The 10,829-nt window shown below is 72.2% G+C and carries 13 protein-coding genes; 5 read left to right on the top strand and 8 right to left on the bottom strand.

Going from position 1 to position 10,829, the window contains the following annotated elements; translation table 11 throughout:
- Nucleotides 1–57: 57 nt before the first annotated feature.
- The 3 genes from ABD308_RS05820 to ABD308_RS05810 all read left to right on the top strand — a co-directional run bounded on the left by ABD308_RS05820 (nucleotide 58) and on the right by ABD308_RS05810 (nucleotide 2,452).
- Entirely contained in the window at nucleotides 58–690 is a 633-nt protein-coding gene (locus tag ABD308_RS05820) for an RNA polymerase sigma factor (RefSeq protein ID WP_344327789.1), read from the top strand.
- Entirely contained in the window at nucleotides 687–1,754 is a 1,068-nt protein-coding gene (locus tag ABD308_RS05815) for a CU044_5270 family protein (protein WP_344327784.1), read from the top strand. Before ABD308_RS05820 ends, ABD308_RS05815 begins: the two co-directional genes overlap by 4 nt.
- Before the next feature lie 227 nt (nucleotides 1,755–1,981).
- Nucleotides 1,982–2,452 carry a hypothetical protein gene (locus tag ABD308_RS05810; protein WP_344327779.1) on the top strand — a complete coding sequence of 157 codons (471 nt, stop codon included), beginning with the start codon at nucleotides 1,982–1,984 and terminating at the stop codon, nucleotides 2,450–2,452.
- Between the two features lie 57 nt (nucleotides 2,453–2,509).
- Here the strand turns inward: ABD308_RS05810 and ABD308_RS05805 are convergent, their stop codons facing one another.
- The 7 genes from ABD308_RS05805 to ABD308_RS05775 all read right to left on the bottom strand — a co-directional run bounded on the left by ABD308_RS05805 (nucleotide 2,510) and on the right by ABD308_RS05775 (nucleotide 7,284).
- On the bottom strand, nucleotides 2,510–3,346 hold the full coding sequence (locus tag ABD308_RS05805) for a hypothetical protein (protein WP_344327774.1): 837 nt from the start codon (nucleotides 3,344–3,346) through the stop codon (nucleotides 2,510–2,512).
- Nucleotides 3,347–3,485: 139 nt separating this feature from the next.
- The gene (locus ABD308_RS05800) at nucleotides 3,486–4,367 is read right to left on the bottom strand and encodes a protein kinase family protein (protein ID WP_344327770.1); all 882 of its coding nucleotides are present in this window, start codon (nucleotides 4,365–4,367) and stop codon (nucleotides 3,486–3,488) included.
- Nucleotides 4,368–4,432: 65 nt separating this feature from the next.
- On the bottom strand, nucleotides 4,433–4,918 hold the full coding sequence (locus tag ABD308_RS05795; RefSeq protein WP_344327765.1) for a glycine-rich domain-containing protein: 486 nt from the start codon (nucleotides 4,916–4,918) through the stop codon (nucleotides 4,433–4,435).
- A 114-nt stretch (nucleotides 4,919–5,032) separates the two neighbouring features.
- Nucleotides 5,033–5,881 (bottom strand): helix-turn-helix domain-containing protein, encoded by an 849-nt coding sequence (locus ABD308_RS05790; RefSeq protein WP_344327761.1) that lies wholly within the window; start codon nucleotides 5,879–5,881, stop codon nucleotides 5,033–5,035.
- 20 nt (nucleotides 5,882–5,901) lie between these two features.
- Nucleotides 5,902–6,432 (bottom strand): DUF6879 family protein, encoded by a 531-nt coding sequence (locus tag ABD308_RS05785; protein ID WP_344327757.1) that lies wholly within the window; start codon nucleotides 6,430–6,432, stop codon nucleotides 5,902–5,904.
- A complete protein-coding gene (locus ABD308_RS05780) occupies nucleotides 6,407–6,667 on the bottom strand; it encodes a hypothetical protein (protein WP_344327753.1) in 261 nt (86 codons plus the stop codon). Before ABD308_RS05780 ends, ABD308_RS05785 begins: the two co-directional genes overlap by 26 nt.
- Nucleotides 6,668–6,846: 179 nt before the next feature.
- Nucleotides 6,847–7,284 (bottom strand): ATP-binding protein, encoded by a 438-nt coding sequence (locus tag ABD308_RS05775; RefSeq protein WP_344327749.1) that lies wholly within the window; start codon nucleotides 7,282–7,284, stop codon nucleotides 6,847–6,849.
- A gap of 240 nt (nucleotides 7,285–7,524) precedes the next feature.
- Here ABD308_RS05775 and ABD308_RS05770 point away from each other — a divergent pair, with 240 nt between their 5' ends.
- Nucleotides 7,525–8,409 carry a helix-turn-helix domain-containing protein gene (locus ABD308_RS05770; protein WP_344327748.1) on the top strand — a complete coding sequence of 295 codons (885 nt, stop codon included), beginning with the start codon at nucleotides 7,525–7,527 and terminating at the stop codon, nucleotides 8,407–8,409.
- On the top strand, nucleotides 8,406–8,618 hold the full coding sequence (locus tag ABD308_RS05765) for a DUF397 domain-containing protein (RefSeq protein WP_344327743.1): 213 nt from the start codon (nucleotides 8,406–8,408) through the stop codon (nucleotides 8,616–8,618). The genes ABD308_RS05770 and ABD308_RS05765 overlap by 4 nt, the downstream gene beginning before the upstream one ends.
- Nucleotides 8,619–8,770: 152 nt before the next feature.
- On the opposite strand, the gene ABD308_RS05760 is transcribed toward ABD308_RS05765, so the two are convergent.
- A partial coding sequence (locus tag ABD308_RS05760; RefSeq protein ID WP_344327738.1) for an FtsK/SpoIIIE domain-containing protein occupies nucleotides 8,771–10,829 on the bottom strand: 2,059 nt, incomplete at its 5' end.

Raw genomic sequence — 10,829 nt, 5'->3', positions numbered from 1 at the left:
CCGGCGTTTACGCTGTCCGGCTCCGGAACTCCTCCGGGTCCGCGGACAGGTGGAGGTGTGGAACTGTCGCAGCGGGGACGGATACGGGATGGCGATCGAGGGGCGTTCGGGGAGCTGTTCGACGAGACGGCGGGTGACCTGTACCGGTACGCCGTGCGGGCCACCGGGGACTGGGCGGCCGCGGAGGACGTCGTCCAGCTGACCTTCCTGGAGGCGTGGCGGCTGCGGCACAGGCTGCGCGAGGGCGACGAGGAGCCGGTGCGGCCGTGGCTGTTCGGGATCGCCGCCAATGTGCTGCGGAACACCGGGCGGGCGGCCCGTCGGCACCGGGCGGCCATGGAACGGCTGCCGGCCCGGGAGACGGTGCCGGACTTCGCCGACGAGCTGGTCGGACGGCTGGACGACAGCGCGCAGCTGGCCGCCGCCCGGCGGGCGCTCGGGCGGCTGCGGAAGGCCGAGCGGGAGGTGTTCGGGCTCTGCGTGTGGGCGGGGCTGGACTACGCGAGCGCGGCCGGGGCGCTGGGGGTGCCGATCGGCACGGTGCGTTCACGGCTCTCGCGCGCCCGCGCCAAGCTGCGCGCGCTCGCGGAGGAGGAGCTGCGCGACGGGCGGGAACTCCGCCCGGCCCCGGGACAGGTACGGGGTGGCCGCGTCGGAGCGGCCCGGTCGATACGGGAGACGAACCGATGAACGAGGACGAACGCGCCGAGCTGGACCGGCTGGTGCCGGGACCGGCGCGGCCCGAACTCTCCGCCGACCGCCACCGGTTGCTGAGGGGACATCTGATGAGTGAGATCCAGGAGACGGGCCCCGCGCGGGCCCGTCGCGGCAGGATCGGCTGGGTGGCGGTGCCCGCGCTCGCGGGCGGACTGGCGCTGGCGCTGGTGCTGAGCAGCGGCGGCGAGGGTGCGCCCGCGTCGCCGCCGCAGGCCCGGCAGAGCGCGCAGCAGGGCGCCACCGCGCTGAACGCCGCCCCCGTGGGCGCCGCCCAGCTGCTGAGCCAGGCCGCTGACACCGCGGCCGGCCGGCCCGACCCGAAGCCGGGCAAGAACCAGTTCGTCTACATCGAGAGCATCGGGGCGTACGGCCGGGTCGGCCTGGCCAACGGTGAGTCGGAGATGAACCCTGCTGTGCGCCGCCAGATCTGGCACTCGGTGAACGGAAGCCAGTGGGGCCTGCTCAAGCAGGAGCGCCGGCCCGGCGAACCGTCCGTCGACGAGCTCCCGCGCGAGTCCGGTGACCCGCGTCCGGCGCCGCGCGCCGACGGCGGCATCTGGTTGAGCCCGATCCCCAAGCCGGTCATCAACGGTCCGACGTACGCGTACCTGGCCAAGCTGCCGACCGATCCGGATGTACTGCTGAAGAAGATCTACGAGGAGACCAAGGGGGCTGGTCCCGGTCCCGACGAGGAGGCCTTCGTGACCATCGGCGATCTGCTGCGTGAGCAGATCGCCCCGCCTGCCGTCAGTGCGGCGCTCTACCGGGCCGCCGCGAAGATCCCCGGCGTCACCTTGGTGAACGACTCGGTGGACGCCGCCGGCCGGCACGGCACGGCCGTGGCGTTGGAGCGGGAGGGCATGAACCGGGAGTGGATCTTCGACCCGAAGACCCACGAGTTCATCGGCGAGCGCACCGTGGTCGTCGCCGAGGGCAAGGAGATCGGTCCGCCGGGCACCGTGACCGCCCACTCCGCCATCCTCGCCCGCGCGATCGTCGACCAGGCCGGGGAGGAGCCCCGGCGGAAGGACGGCTGAGCCGAGGGCTCGCGGACGGACCGATGACGCTGTGGGGCCCGGTGCGAGCGGCCCCATTGCCCCCTTGTGTCAACCGGCAGTGATCGCGCCATCGAAGGCCGTATTCCGGTCCGATGATCGGTTCCTTTGGGGGATCGTCCGCGAAGCCTTCGAGATACGTGCCAAGGTGATCGCCATGCCATATGTGAAATGTCACGTACGGCATTCTCGGAGGAGGAGTAGGAACGATGCGAACGAACCGACTCGCCCTGACACTGGCCGGTGCCGCCGGTGCGGTGGCGATGCTGGCCGCGCCGACCCAGGCGAGCGCCGCCCAGGCCGGCGCGACGAGCACGACCACCACCACGGAGATCTGCAGCTCGACCAAGCTGCAGGCCGGACTGGCGACCTGGCTGTGTGCCGAGGTGACCGGCGGCGACGTGCAGCTGGTGGGCTGGATCTACCTGGCCGGTCCGCCGAGCCCGGGCGGCCCGTTCCCGCAGCCGGAGGACCTCGTGACCGTGCTCTCGGGCGAGGTCGTGGGCGGTGCCTCGCTCGGCACGGTCAACAAGTGGACGCGGTTCAACCTCACCCAGACCGCCGTGCGTGGCGTCGGCGGGACCGTGGCCTGCGGTTCCACCGTGCACGGCAGCTTCAGCGTCACCAAGCCCGGCTGGGGGTCCACGCCGGTCACCCTCGACGCCGTGGTGCCCTGCTGACCGGCAGGTCGCCGAGCTAGGCGCGGGCCCGGGGTTCGGGGGACTCCGGGCCCGTTCTCAGCGGCCGGGCGCCGTGGTGAGGCCGCGTTGCCCTCGGAGGGCCGCGCGGGCGCGGGCGACGCCGGTGGCGGTCGATTCGACGGGGGTGGCCGGTCTGGGCACGAGGCCGGCGCAGGCGCGGCAGAGGCCCGGCCGGGGAGCCGGGTCATGGCAGTCCGGGCACTCGGTGTAGGCGGCGGGTGGGGCCTCGGCGCGTGGGGGTGGGAGCTTGCGCTGGAGCCGGTCGCGGAGGATGCCGACGGGCGAGTGCACGGGCGTGGGCAGGCCGGGAAGCAGGGCGCTGGCCAACCCGGCGGCACTGCTGCCGCGTTCGAGCCACTGGCCGACGAGGGGCGCGAGCTTCCGCGCCTCGGACTCGCCGAGCCGCAGACGCGGTTCGGGCCGGATCGCGCGGAAGAGGGCCGCCACCGCCGCGCGGGTCTGCTCGTCGGGCAACTCGGCGGGGAGGGTGGGTACTTCTTCCGGGTCCTTTTCAGGAAGGGCGTCAGCGCGGCCGGTCTCCCGCCCACCGGCGACCGGAGGGGCGACACCCGGTGGCCCGAGCTGCGGGACGTCGAAGACGTGGGCCTCGGATCGGATGGTCCCGTCCGCCAGCCGGACGCGGACGACCCGGTAGTACCCGGCCTCCGTGAGTTCCTTGAGCGCCCGCCGGACGGTGCCGCGCCCCTGGGTGCTGGTGTCCGCCATGTGCCGCCCGTCCTCGCGCCAGCCATCACGCCGGGAGAGCAGATCGGCGAGCAGCCCGCGCGCGGTGTAACTGAGGCGGCGATCCTGCAACAGGCCGTTGGGAAGCACGGTGAACGAGCGCGCGTGGGCGCTACGATGAATCTGCATCGGAGGTGTTGTCTCCTGGTGCCAGACCCCGGGGTGTTCCACCACCGCCGGGGTCCTCTATGTTCTGTTGATAATGCGGAACGTAGCATATCCACCACGCAGCGTGTGAAGCGTTTGAGGGAATGCGCTACGGCATGCTTCAGGAGGTTCCGACCGCCAAGAGGTCGGCCGCCCACAGATCGGCCGCAACTGACAGGGTGAGCCAGGGGCCGCCGTCCTGGATTGCGCGGAGCCGCCACCGGGCCGCGGTCACGGAGGCCAGTGCCGCCACCTTCGCGGGCTCGGCGACGGCAAAGTGCGGAACCGTCATGGCCCACCGGTGTGCCCGGTCGACGGTGTGGCCGGCGGCGATCAGTCGGGGGACGAGCGAGGCGGTGTCGACCCAGGCGGCGGCGGGCGCGGGCCACGACCAGTCGATGATCCGGACTCGTGCGCCGTCGACCAGGATGTTCGGCGCGGTCATGTCGGTGTGGGCGAGCGTGTCACCGGCGACGGCCTCCGACGCCCTCGCCTCCAGGGCGACGAGGGCGTCCGAGTGCGCCGCCTGCCACGACGTCAGGCCGTCGGCGGCCGCGATCCGGGGCCACAGCGCCGAACCCGCCCAGCGCTGCGCCAGGCTGAGCGTCCGCAGGGCAGGCGCAGGGGTGAGCCGGTCGGCGAGGGTGGCCAGGGTGCCTGCGATCAGCGGCAGATCGGATGAATCGGGGGACAGATCGGCATGCCGCCCGGGCACGTACTCGAAGGCGGTGACCAGCCAGCCGTCGGCCTGCTCCTGCCACCGCAGTCGCGCGCCGATCCCCTGAACCGCCGGAGCGGCCTGGGCCTCCTTGTGGGCCATCCAGAGGTTGGGGCTGTCGAGTCGGACGGCCTTCACGAACACCCGGTCGGCGTCGGTGTCCACGGCGGCGGCGAACTCGGCGATCTCGCCCGCATCCGGCGCCGTCACGGCGGTGACGGCGCCGCACCGCTCGGCGATCAGGTCATGGACGGCAAGGGGGAGGTCGGTCCATCGGCGGCGCATGGTGCTCCTCGGAACGGGGCGGGGCCGGACGGTGAGTGCGCACCGTCCGGTCCCGATTGGGGCGGTCAGTTGGAGTTGTGGCAGCCCTGGTGGCACTGCGAGCAGCTGCCGCTTCCACTGGTGTCGGATCCGTCGCCACCGCTGCCCTCGGAGCAGTTCGCGGACATGGCCCACAGCTCCGTGTCCACCCGGTAGCCGGCAGCCCGGATCGCCGCCGTGGTCGCGGAGATGGTCCCGCCCTGCACCTGGCCGTCACCATCTCCCGGGTGGTGGTGGAGGAACGCGCCGGCGACGCGGTCGCAGAACGCGGCGTACTCGCGAGTGTGCATCAGGAAAGCGTGCCAACCGTGGTCGACCAAGTGCGATGGCGACAGCTGAGCACCGGGGCCGGCGGCGCAGGCGCCGAGGAACGCCAGCGCCTGGTCCACGACCCGTTCCGCCAGCTGCAGTTCCATGTCGTGGTCGTGCGTGACCCGATGCACCAGCCGCTCGAACAGCGCGTTGTCGACCAGGGTCCGTCCGGTGATTCGTTCCGTGCGCACGAGGCTCATGCCGTGCTCCCTTGATCGGTTCGGCCCGGCCGACAGGTAGGTGACCGGTGGCGACTTCGACGGTAGGGAGTGACCGGTCGGACACTCAACGCGATTGCGGCTGATTGCGGGCACTCACCCGAGCGCCTCCATGGCCGAGGTGATCAGGGCCCGTGCGGGGGCTCCGTACACCGCCATCGTGGCCAACTCGGCAAAGGCGCGGTGGTAGTCGGCCAGCTCGCGCGGTTGGACGACGCTGATCTCGGCGGTCAGCGTCTCCACCGAGGCCTCGCCGTCGTCGAAGAGGTAAAAGGCTTCCAGTGGCCAGATGCGGCGCTGCGCGGAGAACGGGATGACGCCGAGGGCAACGGACGGGAGCGGCATCACCGAGAGCAGATGGCCCAGCTGGGCGATCATGGTGTTTCGATCGCCGATCCGGTATCGCAGCACGGTCTCCTCGGCCAGGACCACGAAGCGGTGGTTTCCTTCGTGCAGCAAACGACCACGCTGCAGCCGGGCCGCCACCGCCTCGGCGACATCGTCCGGCGTGCCTTGGAAGCCTGTGATGCTGTGCATGAGCGCGGTCGCGTACGCCTCGGTCTGTAGGAACCCCGGGACCACGTTGGAGACGTACGCCCGGCAGACGGCGGTTCCGGTGTGCTGCGCCAGGGACTCTTCCTGGGCCCGGCGCATGCCGTGGCGGTGCTGCTTGCGCCACTCCACGTACATCAGCTCCACAGCGCGGGCCGTGGCGATCAGATCTGCCGTCTGGTCGTCCGACTCGCAGGCCTCGCACCAGGACCGGATGTCGTCCTCGGACGGAGCGGACCTCCCGTTCAGGATCCGTGACGTCTTCGACGGATGCCATCGGCACCGCGCGGAGAGCTCCTTGCCGTCGATCCGGGCGTCCAGCATCAGTTCACGCAGACGCGTGGCGACGGCGACCCGAGCCGCTTGGGCGCTGGATGACGGAGATACGGGCAAAGGATCTGTTGCTCGACGGGTCAGACCGAGTAGCGGTGGTGCGGGGTTGCGCGTTCCCACACGGCTTCGAACGCGGTGACGCAGAGCTTCACCACGGAGGGGTCCTCGGTGTAGGAAGTGCGCGGATCCGCCCAGTCCCCGTCCCCGGTGAAGTGGTTGAAGCGAGCGGCGCGGTCGTCGAATACCCAGAAGTCGTTACCGGGCAGCGCCAGGTCGGACGCGTCACGGCGGGGGAGCCAGCGAACGTCCTCGCCGACGGCGACGTTCACCGACGTCATCGCGTGCAGGTAGCGGGTGTAGAGCGTGACGGGCTCGGAGATGATCCGGGCACGGCGGACGGCGACACCTCGTGCCGCCGCCTCGCGCACCATGGCCGCCCAGTTCCGCCAGTACTCGGACTCCGGGTCCAAGTCCGACTCGCCCGTCTCGCGGTAACGCTCGACGGCCTGTGCCTCGTCCGGAACGGCGTAGGTGTCGCGCATCTCCAGGTGGATCGCGGAGCGTTGTGCGGTCCGCAGGAGGTGATCAAAGTCCGGAGCGTTCAGCCACATCGCACGCCTCCCTCAGGATCGGAACCATCCGGGCCGGAATCCGGATCACGCTCTCCCCTTCGGGGATCCCGGCTGCATGGTCGGGCGCCCAGGAGGTCGAGCCGATCCTGGCGGCCAACTCCTCGCCCGCGTTCCATCCCTGGATGACGATCTCCCCATGTGCGCGGTCCACCCACGCCGTCGGTGAGCCCTCCTTGCCGGTCTCGGGGTCGATGCCGATGAAATCCAGCTCCATCGTGTCCTCCCGTGCCAAGCCGGGTCTTCAGTGTCGCGTCCGAACCTTTGCCGAGCTTGCAGAGGCCGTCAAGGGCGCACGGTGGTGCGCCGGGGTTGCGACACGCGCCGTGGAAGCCGGGGGTGTTGGAGGGTGGGGCCGAGGGCGGTGGCCCTCGGCCCCACCCCGGGGTATCCGGGTCACGTGGCGGCTCCGATGGGGTGGGGGCCGCACTCGCACCAGACGACCTTGCCGATTCCTTCGGGGCGGTGGGAGTGGCCCCACTTGAGGGAGAGCGCTTCGACGAGGAGCAGGCCGCGGCCGCACCCGTCGGTCGCGGCCGGCTGCCGAGGGACGGGCGGGTGGACGCTCGCGTCGTGCACCTCGATGCGGAGGCGGGTCTCGTCGACGTCGAAGGACACCCGGATCAGCCGACCCGGCATCCCCGAGTGCAGGACGGCGTTGCCGACCAGCTCCGAGGTGAGCAACTCGCCGACCTCCAGGAAGTCGTGGCCGCCCGGCACGGTGTCGAGCAGCTCGCGCAGCAGCCGCCGCGCGAGCTGCGGCGATCTGCGGGAGCGGGGGAGCCAGGCGTCACGGGCGGCGGTCGGGTCGGTGGGCCTGTCGGTTCCGGGCATGGGGGAGCCACCTCCGGTGGGGTTGAGGGACGACCGGGCGAACTGGCAGCCCGGTGGCAGCACTTGGGCAAAGGGATGCCCGGTAGTCGACTGCAGTGATTACGCTTTGTGTGGCAGCCATCTACTCCACGTAGCATGCGCTTGTTTCTAGATCGTTTGCAACGTTTCCCGGAGAAACAGCGAAACGGCTGTCCGTGTGCTCGCCGGGGTGCAGACTGACTTTCGACCGGAGGGGATTGCATGCACGGAGAACGACCGTCGAGTGCGCCGTCGACGGTGCTGGGACGGCAGTTGGGCGACGAGCTGCGGACCATGCGGGAGCGTGCCGGTCTCACGACAGCTGTGGTCGCCGTCGAACTGGATTGCACCAAGGGCAAGATCTCGCGAATCGAGAACGGCCGCAGCCCGGTGAGGGGCCCTGATCTCACCGCGATGCTCCGCCTGTACGGAGTCGATGAACAGGCAGTTCAAGCGCGTCTCGCCGAGCTGGCCCGCACGGCGAACAAACGAAGACGCGGGAGTGGCTGGTGGAGCGAGTACGGCGATGTACTCGCCGACACCTACCGCGACTTCATCGAGTTGGAGGCTGCCGCATCGTCGGTGCGGACCTTCCAGAGTCAGATGATCCCCGCGTTGTTGCAGACTCCGGACTACGCGCGTGCGCTCACGGTGGCCGGGCGGCGGTGGAAGAAGCCGGAAGAGATCGAGCAGTTCGTCACTGTCAGGTTGATACGGCAGAACCGGTTGACCGCCGAGGACCCGCTGTCGGTCTGGGTGGTTCTGGCCGAGGGAGCGCTGCGCCAGCAAGTCGGTGGCCAGGACGTCATGAAGGCACAGCTCGACCACTTGGCGAGATCGGCGGACATGCCCAATGTGACCGTCCAGGTGGTTCCGTTCCGGGTCGGAGCGCACGCCAGCATGGCGGGACCATATGTGATTCTCGGGTTCCCGTCCGAGGCTGCGATGGATGTCGTCCTGCTGGACAACCCGTCGGGATCGATGTGGCTTGAGGGCGTGAAGGAGGTAGAGGCGTATCAAGGGCTCTGGGACGATGTCCGAACCAAGGCGCTTTCACCTGTGGAATCCCTGGAACTGATCAACTCGATCAAGGAGTTCGGCGCATGACCCAGCCCTTTGACCACTCTGTGGCCAGGTGGAGGAAGAGCACGTTCAGCGGGCCCGACAACGAGTGCATCGAGGTCGCGGACGGGGTGCCCGGGGTGCTGCCCGTTCGTGACTCCAAGGACCCTCTAGGCGCCTCTCTCCTGTTCACGCCCGAGGCTTGGGCGGCCTTCGTCGCGGGTGTCTGCGCGGGGGAGTTCGGCGGCGAGTGAGTGTTTTTCTTCGGCGGGCCTGCGTCCATGGACGCAGGCCCGCCGTCTGGTCTGTTGCCTAGCCGGCCGGGGTCCATCTGGGGGCGCGGCCTTCGACTGAGGCCCGCGCCCTTGGGCGCGGGCCCACCGTTGCATGCCTTTCGAACTCGGCCTCAGCGGGCCGCGGCGCGTTGGAGGGCGCTGGCGAGGAGGGCGAGGTCGGTGGGGCCGTTGCCCAGTTCGCGGACGGGGCGGCGGGCGGGTGGGGCGCCGAGGGTGTGGGGGTCGATGGCGACGACGGTGGGGCGGAGGGTGGCGGTGCGGGGGATGCGGCCGCTGATGCGGGCGGCCTGGAAGGCGGTGACGCCGCCGTCGGGGAGGCGGAGGTAGCCGCGGCCGGGGGTGGATTCGGGCAGGGCGGCGGCGTCGCCGAGGTGGATGAGGAGGTCGGAGTCGCCCGGGTCCTCGGTGCGCAGGGCGATGCGCAGCAGGGCGGCCTCGTCGACCTCGGTGCCGGTGGTCTCGTCGGGGCGCCCGGTGGTGACGGCGAGGTGGATGCCGAGGGGGCCGCCGCGGCGGGCGACGGCGGCGAGGGCGCGGGCGAGCGGGCGGCCGACCGGCGAGGTGGGGGAGAGGAGCGCGTCGTAGTCGTCGACCACGACGACGAGACGGGGCGGGCAGGGCCCGGGGGTGGCCACCGGGGCGGCGGGGGATTCGGGGCTGCGGGGGTGGATGACGCGGGGGACGGCCGGCGTGGTCGGGGCGCCGACGGCGGCCGGGACCGGGACGGGTTCCCCGTCGAGGATGCGGGCGGCGTGCCAGGAGGCGAAGTCCAGCCCGTCGAAGAGCCGCTCGCGCAGCGCCAGCTCGTCCTCCAGCGCCTCCGCCGCGAGCAGGGCGGCGCGCGGGTCGGTGGCGGCGTTGACCCGGCCGGTGACGTGCGGCAGCTCGCCGCACCCGGCGAGCCCGTCCTCGGTGGCACGCCCTTCGACGATGGTGACGGCCAGGCGATCGGGCCGCTCGGAGACGGCCAGTGAGGCGACCAGGGTGCGCAGCAGCTCGGTCTTGCCGGAGCCGCGGGCGCCGCCGATCAGCAGGTGCGGGCCGCCGGGGTCGGGGGAGGGGAGGGTGAGTTCGGGGTCGGCGAGGTCGAGGACGCACAGCTCGTCGCGGGTGGTGCCGAGCAGGGCGGTGGCGGCGCCGATGCCGTCGGCGTGCGCGGCCCAGCGGGCGGAGAGCTTGGCCGGGGTGACGGTGTCCAGCTGGAGCAGGTCGAGCAGGCGCAGCGCGTCCGGCAGCGGTCCGCGGTTGGCCGGGGCGGCCTCGCGCAGCGGGGCGAGGACGCGGGCGAGCCGTTCGGCCCAGGCGTCCGAGACGGCGTCCAGGGAGACCTCGTGCAGGGTCTCGCGGCCGCGGGCGACCGGGCTGGGGCGGTCGATCGAGAGCTGGGTGCCGACCTCGCCGGTGATCAGCGCGGTGGCGCCGAGGCCGCGGGGCAGCAGTTCGGGCTGTTCGGCGAGGCAGACCGGGAAGATGCCGACGGCCGGGCCCTGGCGCAGCAGCAGGTCGAGCGCCAGCCGGGCGGACTCGGTGCCCGGGCGGCCGTCGACCACGACGACGGTGGTGGGGTGGCCGCCGAGGCCGACCGGGCCGCTGAGCCGGCCGGTGAGCTCGGTGAGCCGGGCGGTGGCCTGCTCGTCGTCGAGGCCGAGCAGCAGCCGGCAGTCCTGGCCGTCGGTGGGGCGCAGGTGGGGCAGCCAGAGGGCCCAGGCCCAGGTGTCGGCGCGGTCCTGCGGGGGGCGGGCCGGGTCGGCGTCGACCACGACCAGGCTGAGCCCGGTCGGCGGGTGCAGGGCGGCGAGCTGGGCGACGACGGCGCGGACGAGCGCGTCGAGGCGCTCGCGCGGGCCGCTGAGGCCGAGGCTGCCGGCGGTCTGCAGGTCGACGGTGACCGGGACGGCGGGCAGCACGGTGCCGGGGGAGGTGCCGGGGCCGCCGGGCCGGTCGGCGGTGCCGAGCCGCAGGGTGAGCGCGTCGGGGTGGCCGGGGCCGCGCTCCCAGAGCCGGGGGCCGGGACCGAGCGCGTTGAGCAGCAGGGTGGCGAGGTCGGGCCAGCGTTCGCGCTGCGCGGCGGCCTGCCGGGTGCGGACGGCGGCGTGGTGGCGTTCGGCGCTCTCCTCGGCCGGCTCCGCGGTGGAGCGGCCGAGCCGCAGCGAGAGCAGGCCCCGGCCG

This window comes from Kitasatospora putterlickiae, assembly GCF_039527695.1.
In the GTDB taxonomy this organism is placed as follows: Bacteria; Actinomycetota; Actinomycetes; order Streptomycetales; family Streptomycetaceae; genus Kitasatospora; species Kitasatospora putterlickiae.
This window is presented reverse-complemented; position numbering and strand designations above follow the sequence as displayed.

Coding starts and splice junctions, on each gene's coding strand:
- ABD308_RS05815 (WP_344327784.1), top strand. CDS start 687: ATGAACGAGGACGAACGCGCCGAGCTGGACCGGCTGGTGCCGGGACCG.
- ABD308_RS05810 (WP_344327779.1), top strand. CDS start 1,982: ATGCGAACGAACCGACTCGCCCTGACACTGGCCGGTGCCGCCGGTGCG.
- ABD308_RS05805 (WP_344327774.1), bottom strand. CDS start 3,346: ATGCAGATTCATCGTAGCGCCCACGCGCGCTCGTTCACCGTGCTTCCC.
- ABD308_RS05800 (WP_344327770.1), bottom strand. CDS start 4,367: ATGCGCCGCCGATGGACCGACCTCCCCCTTGCCGTCCATGACCTGATC.
- ABD308_RS05795 (WP_344327765.1), bottom strand. CDS start 4,918: ATGAGCCTCGTGCGCACGGAACGAATCACCGGACGGACCCTGGTCGAC.
- ABD308_RS05785 (WP_344327757.1), bottom strand. CDS start 6,432: ATGTGGCTGAACGCTCCGGACTTTGATCACCTCCTGCGGACCGCACAA.
- ABD308_RS05780 (WP_344327753.1), bottom strand. CDS start 6,667: ATGGAGCTGGATTTCATCGGCATCGACCCCGAGACCGGCAAGGAGGGC.
- ABD308_RS05775 (WP_344327749.1), bottom strand. CDS start 7,284: ATGCCCGGAACCGACAGGCCCACCGACCCGACCGCCGCCCGTGACGCC.
- ABD308_RS05770 (WP_344327748.1), top strand. CDS start 7,525: ATGCACGGAGAACGACCGTCGAGTGCGCCGTCGACGGTGCTGGGACGG.
- ABD308_RS05765 (WP_344327743.1), top strand. CDS start 8,406: ATGACCCAGCCCTTTGACCACTCTGTGGCCAGGTGGAGGAAGAGCACG.